This window comes from Fusobacterium necrogenes, assembly GCF_900450765.1.
Taxonomy (GTDB): domain Bacteria; phylum Fusobacteriota; class Fusobacteriia; order Fusobacteriales; family Fusobacteriaceae; genus Fusobacterium_A; species Fusobacterium_A necrogenes.
Genome location: NZ_UGGU01000003.1, coordinates 16,071 through 40,596 on the forward strand (window position 1 = coordinate 16,071; position 24,526 = coordinate 40,596).

Genomic DNA, 24,526 nt, shown 5'->3' on the forward strand with positions numbered 1-24,526 from the left:
GTGGTGTGTATATAGGGAAGTTTTGTAGAAAGTAATTGAAAAGATGAGGCAAAAATATTTTGATGAATGGGAGGGAAAGATTATGGGAAGTAAAATAAAAAAACTTCTAATGTTGCTAATTATGATATTAGGAGTAGTATTATTTGCTAATGAAGAGAAAAAAGCTCCCAATGAAATAATAAAAGATAATCCAGAAAGAGAAGTAACAACAGTAGAGAGCATGAAAGTAAGAGATCATGCGACTATGTCTTTGAGTGTAACAAAGAAAAATGAAAAGGTAATAGAAGGAGAACTGATAGGAGATACTTTAAAGGTTAAATTACCTATTAAAGGAATAAATGAAAATACTTTAGATAGAATAGCTAAACCTAAAGAGGGAAAAAAATTAGTAATAGAGTCAAAAAGTAGAGTAAATCCAAGAATGGCTAGAATGGTAACTAATACTACTAAGAAAATGCCTACACAAGAAGAGATGAATAATTTAACATTAGAACAAGTAAAGGCTATGATGAATAATTCAGACACTAAAGAGATAGAAACTCAAAGTAAAGGTGTGAAGAATCATATAGCTGTTGAAAATGAGAGTGGTATAGATGTAGAAGTTTTAGATGTAAATAGAAATGAAGATATATATGTTAATGTAGAAGAGAATGGCGAAGTTATAGATAGATATAAAGTAGTTATGCTTAATCAGAGATCAGCAAAAGGAAATATTAATCTTCCAGCTGATGGAGATTATTTTTTTAGAAGAAATGTTTTTAAAATCGGAATTTCTGGGAATATATGGTTTGGTAATAAAGGAGTGGTTTATTCAAATGGAGTAATTAAAAATTTAGATAAAATAGAATTTAATGGCAATAATATTTCTGCTTTTAGATTAGATGATGATTTTATTCAAAGAGAATCAAAGTTTGCGAGTAGCAGTGAAGAAATTTTTGGAGCTACAGTTAGGTTAAAATTAAATTCTGATAAAACATGGTACTATCCATTGATAAAAAATAACGTACTAGGAAGCAAAGGAGAAACTTATCTTCAGTTAAGATTAGGACCAGAGACAAGATATCAACCATTTTATAGTGGAAGTTCAGGTGCATTGTATGAAGTAAGAAATACAAGTGGAATAGGAGTAAATGGATTTAGAAAGGTAGAATTCTATGAACATACTTCAACTGCAAATGGAGCAGATTATTTAGAGAATGGAGATGTAAATGCTCTTGGATTAGAATTAGTAAAAAAAAGTTCTTCTCTTTCTCATATAGGTGTATATAAAACAAATCAACCTATAAAAATAACCTATACTACTAACACAGATTCAAAAACTTGGAGTGTATTTCCAAGAGTAGCTGTAGGTGATGAAGCAAAAGATGATCAAAATAATGGAATTGATGGACTTAATTTAGTGATAAATGAAAGTAATGTAAAAAAAGTAATTAATGAAAATCTTAATCCATATAAAGGTGGATGGCAAGAAATAGTTATTAATGATGATAACAATAATGTGAGTTTTATGAAAAGTGATTTTAATTCGGACTTAGGTTTATTTTTACAAATTGATAGTGGTACAAAAGAAAAAATTAAAATTTCTACTTCTTCTATAGTAAATGGAAAAATAGAGTATAATAATTTTTATACAAGAAGTTATAATCAAGGTGGTATAAATCAAACACTTAAGATAGCAGTATCTCAGAATAAAGGAGAATATGCCAAAGTTCATTATAAAGTAGAAGATGATTCTGGGATAACTAATCCTACAAATGGGAATCCTGAATTTGTATTTTATTTAATCCAAGGAATAAAGAGAGAAGGGTATGTAACAGAATTAAGAAAAGTCAGATATACATTAAAATTTGAAAGGAAAGTCCCTAGTGAAAATAAAGTTAATATTGAAGTACAAATAGATGAAAGGATAAAAGAAACAATTAAAAATGAACAAGCAGGGAATTACAGCTGGATAGGCTTAAATGGTGGATTTGGAAAGTGGGAGCAAATTGGAGATGAAGATCAAAGTATTATAAATATAAGTACTAAATATGCTGATAATGCTTATCGTATTGAAGATATAGTAAGTGTAAATGATAAAGGAAAAGATACTGATGTAAGTAATAATTATAATAGATTTAATGTAGATGGTGCTGATAGATTAGATATAGTATTTAAAACAGGGATAACATTTACTGAGTTAGCAACCAAAAATAATCTTATGATTTCTCCTAAAATTTCAACAGAATACAATATTGTATATAATGGAGTTTCAGTAAGCAATACTCAAGATAAAAAAAGATTTGCTTCCAAAATAACATTGACTCATGTATCACCTGCACAAAGTGATTATGATCGTCAATATTATAGTTTGGATAAGGGATTTACAGGAAATGGAGTAATTGTTTTAACAGAAAAAACGAAAGGAATAGAGTATACTTTATTAAATCCAAGCATAGAACCAGAAAATACTAAAGAGTTAAAATTAAATAGTCACATAGGTTTTTTACCTAATTTTAAAGGAGCGGTTATAGGACAGACTGATAAGCAAATAGTTACAAAATATAAAATAAGTGTAACTAATGGAGATAGTGGAGCATCTAATTTTATTAATATTGATAATGATGATGGATATATTATTGGTAGTAATTTAAAAATAAGACTCATCAAACCAGAAAATCTTCAAACTAAAAAAATGATAAAGTTAACTAAATTAAAGGATGTCAATTTTGATTATAGCCTAAAAATAGAATACTATCATACTATAACAACAGGTGATAATCAAAAAGTTGAAATGAAATTAGGAGAATATACTCTTACTGTAGAGAATGAAGTTGTAGAAAAAGATTTAGGAGAGGCTAGTGTTAAATTAGATGCTAGAATAACTCAAGTTGATGGAAATTATTCTTGGATAAGATTAAGTGACAAGAGATTATCTAAATTAACTGAAATTAAATCTATAGGAAATTATCCAGAATTTATAGGAGATATAGAAGAGTTTTCTAACGCAAATAATTTATCACAATATGATAATTTAGATATAACTAATGTAGAGTCAATAAATGACTCACCAACTTTAAGTGGTCCAATTGGATTAGATAATGTTAATTATAAATATATCAATGGAAATAATGAAGCAGCTATTCCTTATAGTCAAGATACTAATGAAATAACATTTGGACAGTTTAAAGAAACTGGAGTAAATAGTAAACTATTTATTTCGAAATGGGATTTTTCTAATGGAGCTCATAATGGAAATAACAAATTTAAAGTTGTAGCTGATAATGGAATTAGATTTGTTGGAAATATAGTAGAAAAATATATTACTCAAGATAATCCAAATGGTATTAGTAATATGGCTGGGAAATTAGCTGAAAATACAGCATATAAAGGAGAGGGAATTTTAAATTTAGCTAGAGCTGTGCTTGGACAAGCATATACATTTACAGCTGGAACTACTGGAAATATAACTGTCTCTAGCTCAGGTTATAATAATAGAAATACAACTTTAAAAATAACTAGTGGAAAATCATTAGATGCTACTGGAGTTTTAACTACTAATGACAATAATAGTATTGCTAATAGAATGATAATAAAAGAGGGACTAACTACATTAGCAACTGTAGATGGATCAGTAGGAAATGAATTATCTCAATCATTAACTGATTTAGGAGTTAAAATAGGAATTAATCCAAACGGAGAGTTAGTAGTAACTAAAGAGAAGGATGTAAATATAGGATCTAAAACTTTAACTATTGATTATTACAATATCAAGAATTCAGCTCAAGATAATCAGAATATTCATTTAGGGACTTTTGATTTAACATTAGAAAATTATATAGTTGGTGATTATGATAGTAATAAGATGACTATTGATATAGACAGAAGATTTGCATCAATAGTAACATATAACTGGTTATTTAAAGATGGTACAGTAGCTGCAACTGTTGATGGGCAATCAGTAACTAAAAAAGATTATTTTTCTGATTTCTTTAAATATGATGGGAATTTACAAACTGCAGCAGGAACAATTGTAACAAATTTAGAGATGCCAGAAAGAACTTTACATCATACAGGGACTCATTATGATTATTATCATTTATTAACTTCTACAACTTGGCAAGGAGAAGGGGCTGTTCCTAAACAAGGAAATATGAGTAGTATAGATAATTTGGTAACAGCTTCAAAAGGAAATACTAGTGATGATAAAAGTTTATATAATAAATTTTCTTTAGTATTTAGTGATGGGGGTACTGAAAAAATTTATAAAGGAAATATAGAAGAAGTAATAGTTGGAGAAGAGTCAAAAAGTGGTAGTGGAACATTGGATATATTTAATATGATACAAGGGACAGAATATAAATTTAAAACAAGTGTTACAGATAGAGATATTGAATCTTCTGATCCTAATGTAATAATTACCGAGGCTAGCAATCCAATAAATACAAAAGGAGTTATAGATGGTACAACTAATAAAAATGTTGCTAATAAAATAAGAGTTACATTTGATAGTAGCACTCCAATAGTTTCACCTAATTCTACTATGGAAATTGAGGATAATGGTTTAAAAGTTGCTATAAACACTACAGATAATAATGAATTCTTAGGAGGGTTTATTTTAACTAAAATTGCCGAAAATATAACAGCTACTAATGTAAAAATAGAGTATTTCTATACTGTAGATCCAAATAGTACTAATATAGAATTTACAGGAAATAGCGCCAATACAATTAAGTTGGGAGAGTTTACTTTAACTATAGAAGAGAAAAAGCCAGTGGATAGTGGAGATATAATATTTACTGTAGACCCAAGACTAAAACAGATTAGTTCTATTGTAAGTGAAAATATAACTTGGTTAACTCCTAATGGAATGTTTGGACCTTGGGCTAGTACTTCAAAGAAAGACTATAGTGGACTCTTATATCTAGATAATAAAGTTACTGATATGACAACAGCGACTATAGATTCAGTAGCAGATAGAGTAGACGGAACTTCTTCTAGTGATTATATTGTATTTGAAAATCAAAGTTCTTATAATGATATTGCATTTAAGCCTGATTTAGCCTTAAATCAGTATGGAACTTTAGATAATATTATGGTTTCTCCGTCTAAAGATGAGACTTTTGTTTCTACATTTATAGACAGTAGTGGAAGTAGATATCATATTGATGTTATAGTTGACTATGACGATACTGTACCAGAGGATGGATATTCAGGAAGTGGGGTATTGGATATTAGTAATGGAATAAAAGGTACAAAATATTTATTCTCAGCTCCAACAGATATGAGTACTGGCAGTGGAACATCTACTTCAAATGGTGGGCTATCTATGACTATTACAGGTGAATTTCCTAATACAAATGGTGTAGTTACTGGCAAGAAAAGTATTAGTATAGCAGATAATGTAGTTGTAACTGTAAATGGAAGGGAAATAAGTACAAAAGAAAATGACTCAGCTGTTATTGGTGGTGAAATTCATAAAATAGATGAAGATTTAAAAATAGGATTAACTCCTGATAATAAAATCAAACTAATTAAATTAGCTCGTGAGTTTAATTATACTGGTAATAATAAAATAGTTATTGAATACAAATATAAAGATGTAAGACTAGGAGTATTTAATTTAGATATTAGTAGTGATTTAATAGAAGTTGATTTAGGTACTCTCAATGTTAAAATAGATAATAGAATTATTCAGTTACCAGATAGTCATTCATGGATAAGATTAGATGGAGAAGTAATGAATTTGGATAGCGGGAGTATAGGAAATTATAAAGAATTTATTCAAGTTGGAAATTGGAGTAATGGAGAAAGTGCATTGCAATATAATGGGAATGATAAAATAAAATTAGTAGAAAGAATAAATGATATGGGAATATCTTATGATTCAGGAATATATGCTAGAGTTCAAACTAAAAATGAAGGAGCTTTTCCTGAAAGAGAAACAGTAAATAGTGACTATATACTAGTTAGTAAATTTATACAAACTGGACAAAATTCTAAACTTGTAGTTTCAAAATGGGATGTAACAGATAAAGATAATTCTTCTACGGGAAAACATGATGGAAGAAATGAGTTTTTTGTTACAGGAACAAAAGAAGGAAGTGAAATTGAGGTAGCTTATAAAGGAAATATTCAAGAAAAATATAGAGATAGAGATGGAGCTGAAAAAATTATACTAGATGGGGTAACAAAAGAAGAAACCGTATATAAGGGTAGTGGAAGTATAAATTTAGTTTCTGCTGAGATAGGAACTCCATACTCTTTCACAAAAGGAGGCAGTGGAAATATTTCTTCAACACCAAAAATAACTAATGGAAGAGATCAAAACTCATTATTAAATCTATTTGTTTCTAGTGGGACAAAAAATATAGATCCTACAAGTATGTTTGATAGTAATAAAAAAATAGCAAATATTTTAAAGGTTTCAGTAAATGGTGGAACTACAGCTACTATAAAAGGGACTATGAAAGAAAAATTAGAAACAGAAGCACTAACACTAGGAGAAGGAAAAGTAAAAATAGGGATAGATACTTTAGGAAATCTGTTGATAACAAAGATTGAAGAGGGAAATATTCCAAATACACTAATTAAACTGGATTATTATTATAGTCCAGATGTATTAATAACAGGTAGAGAAATTCACCTAGGAACATTTGATTTGATGATTTTAAATCCTATAATAGAATCAAGTACTATTCCTACTGTAACTATAGATAAGAGGTTTGCTGAAAATGTACATTATAACTGGCTATTTAGAGATGGAAGGGCAAGTGATGATTTGTATCAGTATCCTGGAAATGCTCAAGATTATAGTAAACTATTTAAATATAGCACTCAAAGTCTTGATAATTTACCTACTAATGGTGAAGTTCGTGATGCTATAGGTGTAGAAGGAAGAATACATAGAGAAAATTCAAGTGATACGGAAAGTTATAGACTTTACCATATAAATAATACTGAATGGCGTGGAGAAGCTGCTGTTCCAATATCTGGCTTAATGAATAACTTAAATAATATAGTAACTATCTCAAAAGGAAATAGTGAAGATTCTATTTCAAAAGAAAATAAATTTTCGTTATTATTTGAGGAAGATGGAGAAATGAAAATTTATAAAGGAAATATCAAGGAAGAAATTGTTGGAGATGGTGTAAGTAAAGGTAGCGGAGAGGTAACGTTTATAAGTACTGATACAGATATAACTTATAAGTTTCCTACTACTCTGAACAATCAAGAAACTAGTGTAATTGGAAATGGTACTGATAATAGGACTTTGGCTATGAAAAATGTAAAAACTAGTACTGGAGCAATTCAGGCTTTGCCTAATGGAAATGGATTGACAGAAATAGTAGGAGAAAATCAAGTAATAGCTAATAAAATAACTGTTTCATGCAAAGATACAAATTTATCTAATGCAAAAGAGGTTACTATAGATAATATTACTTTTGGTATTGGAGATAATGGAGGATTAACTTTGAAAAAGGGAAAAGATTTTAATCCTTCAGAAGATAAGGTGTACACTATAAAGTTTTATTATAAAAATCCTGGTAATGATTCTCAAGGTGATATAGAGTTATCAACTTTTGATTTAACAATAAGAGACTCAATATTTGAAATAGATGGAGATGGAGTATTAAACTTTGGAGATATGGTATATAACTCAAATTATCCATACGTAACACAGGGTGGAATATTTTATGTAAAATGTAATGATCCGGCTATGATAGCAGGAAAGAAAGTAGAGTTTTCAGTAGATAGAGATAAGGTTCAACCTATGAAAAATACAAATGGTCAAACAGGAGATCAAAATGAAGTACCTTTAGTAAATACACAAGTACAAACACGTTCTAATGGAAAGTTCTATTTACAATCAACAGCAGATTTAAGTGGTAGACCAAATACAGGTAAGTATGAGGGTGAAATAGAAGTAATAGTAACTATTCAAGATAAGCAACCATAATGAGTGTTAGAACTCTAATTTTAGGGTTCTAACATCTATTAAAAAATATTTTTATATTTTAATCTTTTTTTAATAAAAAGGTGTTAAAATCATATCATAAAGAATAAAGTATGGAGGTAATATATATGAAAAAAATATTAATGGGATTATTTTTAGTAACATCACTAATGGCAGTTGCAGGAGGACAATATGATTATGTAGAAGATAGATTAGAGTTAAAATATGCAGTTTTAACAGATAATAAAAATAATTCATTAGCAATAGATGGAATAGATATAGGTGTATTTAATGGACGTGCATATGTCAATATGGAAATAGAGTCATTCTCAGGAGATGGAGGATGGGGAAAATTTGATAAACCATCATATGATAGAATAGCAAAGCAGATAGCAGATGAAGTAAGAGGGATGTTAAATACAAACGATCCAGTGGAAATAACATTGATATTAGAAAAAGAGATAGGAAGAGATATGATGTTACATAATGGGCTATACTAGTTTAACTTCTAGATAAATAACATAGAATAGGTATAAAGGGAATTGTCCAGGTTTATTGGACAATTCCCTTTTATAATATTTATTATTAAAAAATATGTCCAAGATATAATTCAAATATTGGAGAAGAGGTATCAATATTATTGGTTGCCATAAATGCCATAGGACCCAAGAAAGTATCCCATCCTATACCTGCACCATATCCTTGATATTTATCTTTCCAGAGTTTTGAATTTTTCTGGAAAGAGAGTTTAGGGCTAGAATATGTCAGTATGTTATATCTAGCTAATAGATATAGGGTATCAGAAAGATTGTATTTAAAGCCAAACTCTCCTATATAGAATTCATCAGCATACCTTCCCATGATAGGAAGACCTGTAAAAGCATAGCTTATTTCAGAACTTTTACTTCCTCCTAATCTAAATAATTTATTATTTTCTAGTTTATTTCCAATTATTTTTCCTAGACTTCCGCCTAAAGAAATAGATAATTTATTATTAAGAGGAAAATTTAGTGAAGCTATACCAGAAAATCCATTATATTCATTTCTTTCTTTAATCTCTTCTCCAATAAAAGAGAGTAATAGCAAGGATGTACCACTAGATGGAAAGGCTTTATTATCTAAAGTATCAAAATAGATAAAAGGTTTTAGATAAACAAATTGCTTAGTTCCATTAAAATCTTTATATATTTTTTCTCCTTCATAGTAGTCTGTTTGGTGGTATTCATACCCTAACTTTATTCCTGATACTACACTATTAGAGAATGTAGTTCCTAAAGATAATTCTGTGGTAACTATTTCTCCTTTATATGTTGATACTTTATCACCATCTCTAAATAGAAAATATGGGAAATTTTTGTATCCTAAGTCAACTGAACCAAGAATTTTAAAATTACCAATTTCATAGAAAGATAAGTTACCAAGATTTATTTTAGGATATTTTGATAATTCAGCTGTAAGAGTATAGTTTTGTGTCCAAGCTCCAAAATTAGGGACAGTAGTGGCTATTTTCATGGATGCTCCATAGTCGGATATGTAGTTTAAAGATGCACCTATATTGATATTATCTTTTTCTTTTACAGTAAATGTTATTTCTTCATTATTTATCTTATAGTATACTTTTTCAATGTATGGTATGGCATATATTTTTTTACTCCATAGTTCTAAATCTTTTTTGCTGTATACATTTTTAGAGGTTTTTGGAGCTAAATCTCTTACTTTTTTTTCAGTGAGAATAGAATTACCGATTAATTGAATATTAGAAATCTTAAAATTTTTATCTGGTAAGGTTTTGTTTTTTTGTTCGGTAAAAGCTTTAGAAAAACTTAAATTTTTAAGTAGATAATCAAATTTTAAAGTAGCCTCTATTCCTTCATTTACTAAAGAATCAAGATTAGAAAAGTCTATAGTATTGTGATCTTTTACATCAGGAACAATTAGAATATCAGCTAGTTGTTTTTGAAAATTGATATTTTTATTTCCGTTATATGTAGCGATTTTATCTAATACACTCACTACATTAGAGTTATCAACTATCTCAGAAGGATTAGCGCCAATATCTACAGCTATAACTATGTCTGCTCCCATAATGATAGCAGTATCTACAGGAATGTTATTAGTGACTCCACCATCTACAAAAAAATCTTTTCCATCTTGGACAGGTTCTAAAAAACTTGGAATAGCCATACTTTTAAAAGTGGCAAGGGCTAAATCTCCACTTTTTATTACTGTTTCTTTTCCACTATTTAAATTAGTAGTTATAGCTCTAAAAGGAATTGGAAAAGCATCAAAGTTTTCTATGCCTTCAGCTCTATTAAAAATATCTTTTAATTGTAAATAGATATATTCACCATTTAAAAATCCCATAGGTAGAGATAAATTCATATTTTTGTCAATATTGACTTTAAATGGATATTTTTCGCTTGCAAATTTATCTTCTATAGTTCTAAGTGCTCTATCTTTATTATTGTTCATAAGCGAAAGAAAATTCATTTCTAGTATAAGTTTTTCTATTTCTTCTGGAGAATATCCTACTGAATACATTGCTCCTATGATACTCCCAGCACTTGTTCCAACTATAAAATCTATAGGAATCTGGTATTTTTCTAAAGTCTTTAATACCCCAATATGAGCAGCTCCTTTTGCCCCGCCACCACTCAATACAAGAGCTATTTTAGGACGAGAGTTTTTAAAATCTCCATCAATAAGTCCTTCAGAATTACTTTTTTCAATTTTTTCTTTTAAATTTTCTAAACTCCTAGTTTTTTCCATGAGTGCTGTAATTTCTTTATCTATAGTTTTAATCCTTTCTTCTTTACTTTTATATTCTTGAGAGAAAAGGGAAAAAGATAAAAATATGAAGAGCAATATTTTATAAATCATAGTTCCTCCTAAAATATACTAGATAAAATTCTATAAATATGTTAATATTATATCATAAATAAATTAAACTAGTAAGTCTATTTTTAAAGGAGGAGATGATGATACAAAAAAACAAAAGTTTAGTAGCTCGTTTCAAGATTCTTCAAGTGGCTCTAACTGAGTTTGCAAATTACAGTTATGAGAAATCTTCGATTAATAGAATATGTACAGAAGGCAATATATCTAAAGGAGTAATGTATCACCATTTTAAAGATAAGGATGAGCTCTATTTATTGTGTGTGAGATATTGTTATGAGGTGATGCTTGATTACTATAGAGCTAGATTGAGTAATGAGGGAGATTGGAAAGATGAGATAAAAAATTTCTTTGAAGTTAGATACCATTTTTTTAATGATAATCCTATCCTACAGAAAATATTTTTTAATACTTTATTTAAAGCTCCAGAACATTTAAAAAATGAGATAAAAGAGATAAGTAAAAGTTTGGATGAATTAAATTATGAATTTTCATTAAAAATTTTGAGAAGGATAAAAGTAAGGCATGAATTAAAACAAGAGGAGATAATCTTCTTACTAGATGTAGTTCAGAATTTATTGCATAAAGAGTTTCATAAAAGAGCTGAAGAATCAAATGAAATAGAAAATTTGTCAATAGAGTATGAGAAGATGGCAGAAAAATGGATTGATATTATATTGTATGGAATTTTAGAAAGATAAAATAGACTATTAAGTCTATAATAAGGAGAGTATCTATGAAACTAAAAAGTTTGATAATTTTTCTTTCTTTGCTTATAATCGGGTGCAGTAATACCCAAATAAAAGAGGAAAAATTTGTAACAGTACAAGAGGAGAGAGAATATTTGGAAAAATATGGAAATACTTTATCTTTAGAGGAGACTCTTGAAATAGCAAGAGAGAGAAATTTAGATTTGAGGATAAAGGAGCTAGAAAGAGAGATAGCTACATTGGATAAAAAGATAGCTTTTGGAAACTTTTTACCATCTATAACCTTAGGAGGAAGTTATACAAGGTTAGATGATAATATTAACTTAGAGATGGGATTACCTTCAGTATCATTTGGGCCAATACAATTACCATTACCATCATCTTTTGAAACTAAACTTATAGATGAGAGCTTTTATACTACAGGTGTAGCTGCACAGATACCTATATTTGTTCCATCTACTTGGTACTTATATAGTGCTAGACAAAAGGGAGAGGATATCAGTAAATTAGCTGAGAGTTTTGCTAATAAGATGCTACAACTTCAAGTGATGAGTGAGTATTTCTACATACTGGCTTTAGAATCTGAAAAAGATACCCTTATAAATAATTTGAAATCTTCACAGGAACTAGAGAAGAAGGTAGAAACTTCTTTAAAGGTAGAGGGGGTATTAGAGTGGGAATTACAAAAAGTACAAGCTCTAGTAGAGAGTCAAAAGATAGCCCTAAATAAAAATGGGAGAGATTTAAAAATAGCAAAGATGAATTTAAAAAGAACTCTTAATCTAAACTTACAAGAGGATATAAAGTTGGAGAGTATTGAGAGTGTAGAGGTGGAACTACCTACTTTGGAAGATTGTATATATAATGCTCTCAATGGAAATGAGATTTTACAGATAACAGAAAAGGGAAAAGAGATAAATGAGGATTTAAAGAAAATTGCTATAACTAATTTTTTACCTAAGATAGTTTTAGGTGGAGGATATATAAATAATAGTAACCAGACTTTAGCTGATCCTGATTTTCTTTTTGGAAATGTAAGTGGAGTGATAAGTGTATTCAATGGATTTAAAAATGTCAATGAGTATAAAAAAGCTGTAAGAAGAGAAAAGATTGGAGAGCTTACTTTAGAAAAGCAGTTTATGACTACTGTATTAGAGGTAACAAAAGCTTATGAAAATGTAAAAACTACTCAAGAACTATGGAGGATGGCAAAATTAAACTATGAAGCAGAGATAGGTAAGCTAAATCAGAGAAAAGTGGAGAGAAGAGTAGAGATGATAGGAGACGAGGAGTATTACAAGGCATTGGCTGAGTATAATGAAGCTCTCAGTCTAAAAGAGAAGGTACAGTATCAATATGAGATGGCTTTAGGAGCACTTAGTATAGCTATGGGTAAGGCACCATTTAGAGGAGGAAATTAGGGTTATGAAATTAAAAATTATGATATTTATATTAGGAGTTGCACTATTAGGATGTGAAAAAGAGGGAAAAGAGATAATTAGACCTGTACAGACAGAGGTAGTGTCATCTCTTCCACAAAAGTTGTATTTAGAATATCCAGCTATTGTAATTTCAGAAAATGAAACATTACTGTCATTTAGAGTGGCAGGGGCTATTGAAAAAATGGAAGTAGAGATTGGAAGTTTTGTAAAAAAAGGTGATGTGATAGCTAGAATGGATAAAAGAGATTATGAAGTTCAGCTGAAAGCTTTTGAAAATAAGAGTAAGGTAGCCAAAAATGCTTATGAATCAGCTAAGGCTGTAGCTGAAAATGCTAGAAAGCAATATCAAAGAGTGGAAACTCTTTACAAAGAGAAGGCTATTCCTAAGAAAAGTTATGATGAGGCATTAGCTGGAGTAAAATCTGCAAGTGCTGGAGAGTTAGCTATGTTATCTCAATATCAAGAAGCTTTACAAGGAGTAGAAAATTGCAAAAACCAATTGAAAGATACAGAGTTGAAAGCTCCTTATGATGGATATATAAGTAAAAAAATAATGGGAGAGGGAAGTGTTGTAGGGGCTGGAATACCTGTTGTAGCAATATCTTCTGAAAGTAGTAAGCAAGTGAGAATAAATGTATCTGAAAGAGATATAAAGGGAATAGAAAGTGGAGTAGGAGAGTTTATTATTGATAATAAGCATTACAAATTACAAGTAGCAGAGGTAGGAAAAGTAATGAGTATAGGAAAGATGACTTACCCTGTAACTTTTAACTTTATAGGAAATAGTAATGACGTTTTAGTAGATACAATGGGAATGGTAAAATTAGAGAGCGATACTCAGGGAAGAGATGAGGTAACTATTCCAGTAGAGGCAATCTTTGAGAGAGATGGAAAGAGTAGAGTTTGGGTATACTCAGATGGAAAAGTTGTAAGTAAAGAGGTAGAGATGGTAGCTCCATATGATAATGGTAAGATAATCATATCAGGAGTAGAAGTAGGAGAGAAGGTTGTAACTAGAGGGGTACACGAGTTAAGTGAGGAGCAGAAAGTAAAGGAGTTACAACCATTTACTGAGACAAATGTTGGAAAAATATTATAGGAGGAGAATATGAAATTTATAGATTACTCGATAAAAAATACAGTAGTTGTAAGATTTTTAGTTTTTCTCTTGATAATAGGAGGAATATTTTCCTACAACAAACTTGGAAAACTAGAAGACCCAGAATTTAAAATAAAGGAAGCTTTGGTAATAACTCTTTATCCAGAAGCTGATGCACATACAGTGGAGTTACAGGTAACAGATAAGATAGAGGAGGCAGTGAATAAGTTACCTAACATAGATTATATTCAATCAGTATCTAAACCTGGGTATTCAGAAGTAAAGATAAAATTAGATGAGGGTATTCCTGCTGATGAAATAGAACAGTATTGGGATAATTTAAGAAAAAAAGTAAATGATGCTAAGTTGTCTCTTCCATTGGGGACACTACCATCTATTGTTTTAGATGACTATGGTTCTGTATATGGTATGTTTCTAGCTGTAACTAGCGATGGGTATACACATTCAGAGCTACAAAAATATACTGAATATATTACAAAGGAGTTAAACTCTATATCAGGAATTACTCAAGTAGCTATTTTTGGAAAGACAAGTGATGCCATTAATGTAATAATAGATAGAGAAAAGATTAACTCTATGGGGCTTAATACAAAACTTATAGCTACTACTTTACTTAGTGAAAATCTAATTTCAGGAGGAGGGGTAGTAGACTATGGAAATCTAAGAGTTCCTATAAGATTTAATAATGATATAAAAAATTTAGATGAGTTAGGAGATTTAATAGTATTCTCTAAAAAATTTCCAGATGGAAGTAATCAAATAATTAGATTGAAGGATATAGCCACATTAGAGGAAGGATATGTAGAACCAATTACTCAAAAAATGTATTTCAACAATAAGATGGCTATGGGTATATCTCTATCTCCAGAGAAAGGAACAAATGTTGTAAAAACTGGAAAGAAGATAGATAGAAAAATAGAAGAGATAAAGGAAAAACTTCCAGTGGGGATAAATATAGAGAAGGTATATTATCAACCAGATTTAGTAACTTCTGCAATAGATAATTTTGTAATCAATTTAATACTATCAGTAATTACAGTAGTAGGAGTACTACTTTTCACTATGGGTATGAGAAGTGGACTTATAATAGGAAGTGGACTTGTTCTTTCAATTCTAGGAACACTTATCTTTATGTATGGAATGAAGATAGATATGCAAAGGGTATCCTTAGGTTCATTTATAATAGCTATGGGAATGTTAGTAGATAACTCCATAGTTATAGTAGATGGTGTCCTTGTAAGAAGAAGTAAGGGAATGGCAATGGATGAAGCACTGAAAGAATCTACGTATAAGCCAGCTATTCCACTATTGGGAGCTACTTTAATAGCAGCTATAGCATTTTTACCAGGGGCAATTATGCCTACATATGTAGGGGAATATGTGAGCTCATCTTTTTGGGTAATAGGAATATCTCTTCTACTTAGCTGGGTGCTATGTCTTACTCAGACACCAGTATATTGTAAACTCTATCTTGAAGGTGGAAAGGTTCCTGAGGAAAGTGAAAGAGAGAAAAAATTTTATGAGAAAGCTAAGAAATTTTTAATTGCTCTTTTAAATAGAAGAAAGATTGTACTTACTATATTGATAGGAGCTTTTTTAGGAAGTTGTTTGCTATTTTTAGCTATACCTAAAACCTTTTTCCCTGACTCAGATAAAAAGGGATTTACTATTAATATGTGGGCACCAGAGGGAAGTAAGACAGAGATAATAGAGGAAGCTAGTAAAAAGTTAAAAGATTATCTTTTACAAGATGAGGGAGTGGTAAATATAACTACTACCATAGGGGCTTCTCCATCGAGATATTACACAGCTACTATTCCAGAGATGCCTAACCCATCTTTTGCTCAGCTTATATTAAATGTAAAAAAAGTAAAAGATGTAGAGAGAGTGGGAGCAAAGGCAGTAGACTTTGCCAATGAAAATATAGCTGGAGTAACTGTAAGTGTAAAAAAATATCCTAATGGAGTACCAGCACAGTATCCAATAGAGGTAGCTTTTTCAGGACCAGACCCACAAGTACTTAGAGATTTGGCTCAAGAGGCTATGGATATAATGAAAACATCTCCAAGAGCTTTAAATGTAAAAAATAACTGGAGAAATAAGTTACTTTCTTGGGAAGCAGACTATTCTCAATCAAAGGGAAGAAGAGCTAATATCTCTCCAGTAGATTTGGGAACAGGACTTATGAGAAGTGGAGAGGGAATGCCAATTGGTAAGATAAAACAAGATGATAAACAGGTTACTGTTTTATTAAAAGAGAAGGGAAATGAGGAGAAAAACCAATTAACTAATATAGAGCAAACTCCAATTTGGGGATTGAGTTTGGAGGCACAACCACTATCTTCTGTAACTAATGGAGGAAAATTTGTATTTGAAGAGGGACAGGTATGGAGAAGAGATAGAGTGAGAACTATAACTGTTCAGTGTGATGTACCAGTGGGAGTGGCAGCTGAAGATGTAAGAAAAGAGTTTAAGGATAGGATAGAAAAGATGGAGTTACCAAAAGGATATAGTATGAAATGGTTAGGAGAGGCTTATGAGCAGGAAAAAAATAATATAGCAATAGCTATGGCTACACCAGTACCAGCAATACTTATGCTTATAATTTGTGTTTTACTTTTTGCTAATATAAAGACTCCTATACTTATAGCGATAACTTTACCATTAGCTATGATAGGAATAGCACCAGGACTTGCTATCACAGGAAAAAGCTTTGGATTTATGTCAATAATAGGAGTCTTATCTCTTACAGGAATGATGATAAAAAATGTAATTGTTATGATGGATGAGATTAACTATGAGATAGATGTACTTAAGAAAGATAGATTTATAGCTTTAGTAGATTCTGCTGTAAGTAGAATAAGATCAGTAGGATTAGCAGCTCTTACTACAATATTTGGAATGATACCACTACTATGGGATCCGTTATATGGAGATATGGCAGCTACTATAATTTTTGGATTATTTGCTTCAACTATGCTTACGTTATTTATTTTTCCAGTAATTTATGCTACTGTTAATAAGATACATCAATTATAAACTTTTTTTTTAAAGTAAAAGAAGAATTTAAAGTTTCTTAATCATTGCATTGAAAAAAGATATATTATAGACTATAATTAGTTATAATATTTAAAAAAAGAGTGAGGGCAAATGAAATTATTAACTTTTAGTGCAAATAGCATTAAAGAGAAAGAATATGAAAAAAAATTGATATATTTTACTGAGTGGCTAAGTAAAAATGACTATGATATAGTTGCTATTCAAGAAGCTAATCAAACTATAAATAGCGATTATGTTAACTTTGATGAGTTAGAAAATTATATTCCTAGCAATGAGCATATAGCAATAAAGAATGATAACTATTTATTGAGAGTTGTTGGAATTTTACAGTTAAGAGGAAAAAATTATTATTGGACTTGGACACCTATAAAATTAGGAGAAGGTAAATATGAAATTGGTATAGGAATAATATCGAAACATATACCTAAAGAGATAAAAGAATTTTACCTAACTTCTAGTAAGAGTTATACAAACTATAAGGTGAAAAAAGCTATAGGAATAAAGGTGGAGATAGAAGGGGAAGATAGATGGTTTTTTTCAATACAAACTGGTAGTATAGATGATGAAGAGGAAAAATTTGAAAAACAGATATTAAAGTTAAATAAAGAGTTGGTTTTTATAGATGAAGATATTTATCTTTTAGGAGAGTTTGATGGAAAAATTGAGGGATATGAAAGAATAAAAGCTTCAGGTTGGAATGATGCAGTAGAACTTTCTGAAAAATTGGAAGAGGTTAAAGTAAAGAATAGCTATATCTTTAAAAATAACTCTAAAAAAGTAAAAAAATTAAGAATGATATTTAATGGACAAAATGGAGATGCTATTTCAAAAAATATAGGATTAGAAATGGAAGAGTGATTAGGGTTTTAAATCCTAATCCTTTTTTTTACAAAGATGGAGATATATGTTATAATGCTAAAGAATGATAAGAACTCTAGGAAAGGAAAATAAAAAATGGCACTTTTACAAGTAAATGATTTATATATGGGTTTTTCAGGAGAAACACTATTTAAAAATGTAAGTTTCTCAGTAGATGAAAAGGATAAGATAGGAATAATAGGAATAAATGGAGCAGGGAAATCTACTCTAATAAAGATACTTTTAGGACTGGAGTATGATGAGGTAGATCCAGCTACAAATCAGAGAGGAACTATTGCTAAAAAAGGTGGATTAAAAATAGGATACCTTTCTCAAAATCCAAATTTAAATAAAGAAAATACCGTATTTGAAGAGCTAATGACTGTATTTGATAATCTTAGACAGGACTACCATAGAATACAGGAGCTAAATATAATCTTAGCTGAAAATTTAGATGACTTTGACAAGACTATGGAAGAGCTAGGAAAGATTACAGCTAGATATGAGCAAAATGAGGGATATGCTGTTGAGTATAAGGTTAAACAGATTTTAAACGGACTTAGTTTAGCAGAGAGCCTATGGAATAATAAGGTTGGAGACTTATCTGGAGGACAGATGTCAAGGGTAGCTCTAGGAAAAATCCTACTTGAAGAGCCAGAGCTTTTAATACTAGACGAGCCAACTAACCACTTGGATTTGAATGCAATAGAGTGGCTTGAAAAGATGCTAAAGGACTATAAAAAAGCTGTAATGGTAATTTCCCATGACGTATATTTCTTAGATAATGTGGTAAATAGAATTTTTGAGATGGAAGGAAAAACTCTTAAAACTTACAATGGAAATTATACAGACTATACTATTCAAAAAGAAGCCTATATTACAGGAGCTGTAAAAGCTTTTGATAAAGAGCAAGATAAGATAAGAAAGATGGAAGAGTTCATCAGAAGATATAAGGCAGGAGTAAAATCTAAACAGGCTAGAGGAAGAGAAAAGATTTTGAATAGAATGGAGAAGATGGAAAATCCTGTAATCAGTAGGAAAAATATGAAGTTAAAATTTGAAACTGATTTGACAAGTGTAGATTTAGTATTGAGAATAAAGGATTTATCTAAATCTTTTGATGGGCAAAAAATATTTTCAAATATAAACTTAGATGTTTATAGAGGGGATAGAATAGGAATAATAGGAAAGAATGGAGTAGGAAAATCTACACTATTAAAGATAGTAAACTCACTAGAAACTGCTTCTAGTGGAGAGTTTAAAATAGGAGATAGAGTAAAGATAGGTTACTATGACCAAAACCATCAAGGATTAAATCTGAATAGAACTATCATAGAGGAACTTATGTATAACTTCACACTGAGTGAGGAGCAAGCAAGAAATATCTGTGGTGGATTTTTATTTAGTGAAGATGATGTATATAAAGAGATAAAAAGTTTAAGTGGAGGAGAGAAGGCTAGAGTTGCTTTTATGAAACTTATGCTAGAAAAGCCGAATTTTTTAATACTAGACGAGCCAACTAATCATTTAGATATCTATTCTAGAGAGATATTAGAGGAGGCACTTGAGGATTATACAGGAACTATCTTAGTTGTATCCCACGATAGAAATTTCTTAGACTGTGTTGTAAATAGTATCTATGAGATAAAAAAAGATGGAGCTGTTATGTTCAAAGGAGATTATAATAGTTACTTACAACAGAGAGATAATATAAAGGCGAAAGATGAGAGCAAGGATAAGGCTGTACTTAGCTATGAGGAGCAAAAGAAAAATAAAAATAGAATCTCATCTCTTGAGAAAAAAATAGTAAAAGCTGAAGAGACTCTTGCTAAGCTGGAAGAGAAGAAAGCTCTAAAAGAGGAAGAGTATAATGAGGCAGGAAGAGTAAATGACTTAGATAAACTTCTTACTATTCAAAAGGAACTAGAAGATTTTGATATGGAGATAATGACAGTGATGGAAGAGTGGGAGAGTTTAGAAGAAGAATTAAAAGATTTAACAAAGAATTTTTAAAAGTATAAAAAATCTTTTTATTTTTCAAATTTTATGATATAATAAGAAGGATTTATAAAATATAGTTATATTTTTATTGACTTTTTGATAATAAACCATTATAATATCTAAGTTATGTTAATAATTTAAATAAGTAAAAAAATAGGAAGGAGGGTAAAATGCCTACTTTAAGTCAATTAGTAAAAAATGGTAGAGATACTCTATCAGAAAAGAAAAAATCACCAGCATTACAAGGAAACCCACAAAGAAGAGGAGTATGTGTAAGAGTTTATACTACTACACCTAAGAAACCTAACTCAGCTTTAAGAAAGGTTGCCAGAGTAAGATTAACTAATGGAATCGAAGTTACTTGTTATATTCCTGGAGAAGGACACAACTTACAAGAGCACTCAATCGTACTTGTAAGAGGAGGAAGAACAAAAGACTTACCAGGGGTTAGATATAAAGTTATAAGAGGAGCTTTAGATACAGCTGGAGTTGCTAAGAGAAAACAATCAAGATCTAAGTATGGAGCTAAAAAAGCGTAATTATAGGGAGGTGAACAGTTAAAAATGTCAAGAAGAAGAGCGGCAGTAAAAAGAGATGTACTACCTGATTCTAGATATTCTGATAAGGTGGTAACTAAAGTTATCAACTCAATCATGTTAGATGGTAAAAAAGCAATAGCGGAGGGAATATTCTATTCAGCTATGGATTTAATAAAAGAGAAAACTGGTCAAGAGGGGTACGATGTATTTAAACAAGCTTTAGAAAATATCAAACCACAAATCGAAGTTAGATCAAGAAGAATCGGAGGAGCTACTTATCAAGTACCAGTAGAAGTTAAAGCAGATAGACAACAAACATTAGCTATCAGATGGTTAACTATTTATACAAGACAAAGAAAAGAGTATGGTATGATCGAGAAGTTAGCAGCAGAGTTAATCGCAGCATCTAACAACGAGGGAGCTACTATTAAGAAAAAAGAAGATACATATAAAATGGCAGAGGCTAACAGAGCTTTCGCACACTACAAAATCTAATTATTCTGTATAGACAAATAATTCGTTTTAAAGAAATCGAGGAGGGAATTTTAATGGCTAGGAAAGTTTCGTTAGATATGACTAGAAACGTTGGAATCATGGCTCATATTGATGCTGGAAAAACTACTACTACTGAAAGAATCCTATTCTATACAGGAGTAGAGCATAAAATTGGAGAGGTTCACGAAGGAGCCGCTACGATGGACTGGATGGAGCAAGAGCAAGAAAGAGGAATCACAATTACTTCAGCTGCAACAACTTGTTTCTGGAGAGGTCATAGAATAAATATAATAGACACACCAGGACACGTGGACTTTACAGTAGAGGTTGAAAGATCTCTAAGAGTTCTAGATGGTGCTGTTGCTGTATTCTCGGCAGTTGATGGAGTACAACCTCAATCAGAAACTGTATGGAGACAAGCAGATAAATATAAAGTACCAAGAATCGCATTTTTTAACAAAATGGATAGAATTGGTGCTGACTTTAATATGTGTGTAAATGATATTAAAGAAAAATTAGGAGCAAATCCTGTACCTATTCAATTACCGATCGGAGCAGAGGATAACTTCGAAGGAGTAGTTGACTTAATAAAAATGAAAGAGGTAGTATGGCCGATCGATTCTGATAATGGACAAAACTTCGAAATAAGAGAAATCAGAGCAGAATTAAAAGAGCAAGCTGAAGAATTAAGACAGCATATGTTAGAATCAATTGTTGAAACTAGCGATGAGTTAATGGAAAAGTTCTTTGGTGGAGAAGATATTTCTGAAGAGGAAATAAAAACTGCTTTAAGAGTAGCTACAATAGATAACGTAATTGTTCCAGTAACTTGTGGGACTGCGTTCAAAAACAAAGGAGTTCAAGCATTGCTAGATGCTATTGTTGATTACATGCCAGCTCCAACAGATGTTGCGATGGTTAAAGGAACTGATATGAAAGATCCTTCTGTTGAAATAGACAGAGAGATGTCTGATGAGGCTCCATTTGCAGCTTTAGCATTCAAAGTTATGACTGACCCATTTGTTGGAAAGTTAACATTCTTTAGAGTGTATGCAGGAATAGTAGAGAAGGGATCATATGTTCTAAACTCTACAAAAGGTAAAAAAGAGAGAATGGGAAGAATTCTTCAAATGCATGCTAACAAAAGAGAAGAAATTGATGCAGTTTACTGTGGAGATATAGCTGCAGCAGTGGGATTAAAAGAAACTACTACTGGAGATACTCTATGTGCTGAAGATGCACCAATCGTTCTTGAGAAAATGGAGTTCCCAGATCCAGTTATCTCTGTTGCTGTTGAGCCAAAAACAAAAGCAGACCAAGAAAAAATGGGAATTGCTTTATCAAAACTTGCTGAGGAAGACCCTACATTCAAAGTTAAGACTGATGAAGAAACTGGACAAACTATTATTTCAGGAATGGGAGAACTTCATCTTGAAATTATCGTAGATAGAATGAAAAGAGAATTTAAAGTTGAATCTACAGTAGGTAAACCACAAGTTGCTTACAGAGAAACAATACTTGGAACAACTGACCAAGAAGTTAAATATGCTAAACAATCAGGAGGAAGAGGACAATACGGACATGTTAAGATTATCCTTGAACCAAATCCTGGTAAAGACTTCGAATTTGTTAACAAAATTACTGGAGGAGTTATCCCTAGAGAGTATATTCCTGCAGTTGAAAAAGGATGTAGAGAAGCTCTTGAAAGTGGAGTTGTTGCAGGATACCCTATGGTTGATGTAAAAGTAACTCTATATGATGGATCATACCATGAGGTTGACTCATCAGAGATGGCCTTCAAAGTTGCAGGATCAATGGCTATAAAACAAGCTGCTGCAAAATCTAATCCAATTATTCTTGAACCAGTATTCAAAGTAGAAGTAACTACTCCAGAAGAGTACATGGGAGATATCATTGGAGATTTGAACTCTAGAAGAGGAATGATCGGTGGAATGATTGATAGAAATGGTGCTAAGATTATAACTGCTAAAGTACCTTTATCAGAAATGTTTGGATATGCAACTGATTTAAGATCTAAATCTCAAGGAAGAGCTAACTATTCAATGGAATTCTCTGAGTACACTCAAGTACCAGCTTCAATCCAAAAAGCTATTCAAGAGCAAAGAGGAAAATAATAATCTTTGTTGATTATAAAATAAAAATAAATAAGGTTGGTGCCTAGCACCAACCACAACTAATAATAAATTTAAAAAACCTTAGGAGGAGAATTTAAATGGCTAAAGAAAAATTCGAAAGAAGCAAACCGCACGTTAACATTGGAACAATCGGACACGTTGACCACGGAAAAACAACAACAACAGCAGCTATATCTAAAGTATTATCAGACTTAGGACTAGCTCAAAGAGTTGACTTCGATAATATCGACGCAGCTCCAGAAGAAAAAGAAAGAGGAATCACAATCAACACAGCTCACATCGAGTACGAAACAGAAAAAAGACACTATGCGCACGTTGACTGTCCAGGACACGCGGACTATGTAAAAAATATGATAACAGGAGCAGCTCAAATGGACGGAGCAATCCTAGTAGTTTCTGCAGCAGATGGACCAATGCCTCAAACAAGAGAGCACATCCTACTATCAAGACAAGTTGGAGTACCATATATCGTAGTATATTTAAATAAAGCTGATATGGTAGACGACGCTGAGTTATTAGAGTTAGTAGAAATGGAAGTAAGAGAGTTATTAAATGAATATGGATTCCCAGGAGATGACGTACCAGTAGTAGCTGGATCATCATTAGGAGCATTAAATGGAGAGCAACAATGGGTTGATAAAATCATCGAATTAATGAATGCAGTAGATGAGTACATTCCAACTCCAGAAAGAGCAGTAGATCAACCATTCTTAATGCCAATCGAAGACGTATTTACAATAACAGGAAGAGGAACAGTAGTAACAGGAAGAGTAGAAAGAGGAATAATCAAAGTAGGAGAAGAAGTAGAGATAGTAGGAATCAAAGACACAGCTAAGACTACAGTAACAGGAGTAGAGATGTTTAGAAAACTACTAGATCAAGGTCAAGCAGGAGATAACATAGGGGCGCTATTAAGAGGAACAAAGAAAGAGGAAGTAGAAAGAGGACAAGTATTGGCAAAACCAGGATCAATAACACCTCATACAAACTTTAGATCAGAGGTATATGTATTAACAAAAGAAGAGGGAGGAAGACATACACCATTCTTCTCAGGATACAGACCACAATTTTATTTTAGAACAACAGATATAACAGGAGCGATAGCGTTACCAGCAGGAGTAGAGATGGTAATGCCAGGAGACAACATAGAGATGACAGTAGAATTAATCCACCCAATTGCAATGGAAACAGGATTGAGATTTGCCATCAGAGAGGGAGGAAGAACAGTAGCTTCAGGAGTAGTTGCTGAAATCCTTAAGTAATTGATTAAATAAATTACCTGAATAGGGTATTTTGAAGGAGAGCAGATACCTG

At 31.2% G+C, this 24,526-nt stretch carries 13 protein-coding genes; 12 read left to right on the forward strand and 1 reads right to left on the reverse strand.

Features of this window, described 5'->3' with window-relative positions:
- Positions 1–82 precede the first annotated feature (82 nt).
- Positions 83–7,939, forward strand: coding sequence for a hypothetical protein (locus DYA59_RS00435; protein ID WP_115268294.1), 7,857 nt, complete (start codon positions 83–85; stop codon positions 7,937–7,939).
- Positions 7,940–8,064: 125 nt separating this feature from the next.
- A complete protein-coding gene (locus DYA59_RS00440) occupies positions 8,065–8,436 on the forward strand; it encodes a hypothetical protein (RefSeq protein WP_115268296.1) in 372 nt (123 codons plus the stop codon).
- A gap of 85 nt (positions 8,437–8,521) precedes the next feature.
- Here the strand turns inward: DYA59_RS00440 and DYA59_RS00445 are convergent, their stop codons facing one another.
- Positions 8,522–10,816: a patatin-like phospholipase family protein gene (locus DYA59_RS00445; protein WP_115268298.1), complete on the reverse strand. Its 2,295-nt coding sequence runs from the start codon at positions 10,814–10,816 to the stop codon at positions 8,522–8,524.
- A 98-nt stretch (positions 10,817–10,914) separates the two neighbouring features.
- Here DYA59_RS00445 and DYA59_RS00450 point away from each other — a divergent pair, with 98 nt between their 5' ends.
- From DYA59_RS00450 to tuf, 10 genes are all read left to right on the forward strand, one after another.
- Complete coding sequence (locus DYA59_RS00450) at positions 10,915–11,532, forward strand: TetR/AcrR family transcriptional regulator (protein WP_172606922.1); 618 nt, start codon at positions 10,915–10,917, stop codon at positions 11,530–11,532.
- Between the two features lie 35 nt (positions 11,533–11,567).
- Positions 11,568–12,962: a TolC family protein gene (locus DYA59_RS00455; RefSeq protein WP_115268302.1), complete on the forward strand. Its 1,395-nt coding sequence runs from the start codon at positions 11,568–11,570 to the stop codon at positions 12,960–12,962.
- Between the two features lie 4 nt (positions 12,963–12,966).
- A complete protein-coding gene (locus DYA59_RS00460) occupies positions 12,967–14,082 on the forward strand; it encodes an efflux RND transporter periplasmic adaptor subunit (RefSeq protein WP_115268304.1) in 1,116 nt (371 codons plus the stop codon).
- 9 nt (positions 14,083–14,091) lie between these two features.
- Positions 14,092–17,142 carry an efflux RND transporter permease subunit gene (locus tag DYA59_RS00465; RefSeq protein WP_115268306.1) on the forward strand — a complete coding sequence of 1,017 codons (3,051 nt, stop codon included), beginning with the start codon at positions 14,092–14,094 and terminating at the stop codon, positions 17,140–17,142.
- Between the two features lie 111 nt (positions 17,143–17,253).
- Positions 17,254–18,021 (forward strand): exonuclease/endonuclease/phosphatase family protein, encoded by a 768-nt coding sequence (locus tag DYA59_RS00470; protein WP_115268308.1) that lies wholly within the window; start codon positions 17,254–17,256, stop codon positions 18,019–18,021.
- Positions 18,022–18,117: 96 nt separating this feature from the next.
- Positions 18,118–20,034, forward strand: a complete 1,917-nt coding sequence (locus DYA59_RS00475) for an ABC-F family ATP-binding cassette domain-containing protein (RefSeq protein WP_115268310.1) — start codon at positions 18,118–18,120, stop codon at positions 20,032–20,034.
- 158 nt (positions 20,035–20,192) lie between these two features.
- On the forward strand, positions 20,193–20,561 hold the full coding sequence (rpsL, locus tag DYA59_RS00480; protein ID WP_115268312.1) for a 30S ribosomal protein S12: 369 nt from the start codon (positions 20,193–20,195) through the stop codon (positions 20,559–20,561).
- Between the two features lie 24 nt (positions 20,562–20,585).
- Positions 20,586–21,056, forward strand: a complete 471-nt coding sequence (rpsG, locus tag DYA59_RS00485; protein ID WP_115268314.1) for a 30S ribosomal protein S7 — start codon at positions 20,586–20,588, stop codon at positions 21,054–21,056.
- A 53-nt stretch (positions 21,057–21,109) separates the two neighbouring features.
- Positions 21,110–23,191, forward strand: coding sequence for an elongation factor G (fusA, locus tag DYA59_RS00490; RefSeq protein WP_115268316.1), 2,082 nt, complete (start codon positions 21,110–21,112; stop codon positions 23,189–23,191).
- Positions 23,192–23,289: 98 nt separating this feature from the next.
- A complete protein-coding gene (gene tuf, locus DYA59_RS00495; protein ID WP_115268318.1) occupies positions 23,290–24,474 on the forward strand; it encodes an elongation factor Tu in 1,185 nt (394 codons plus the stop codon).
- Positions 24,475–24,526: the final 52 nt, after the last annotated feature.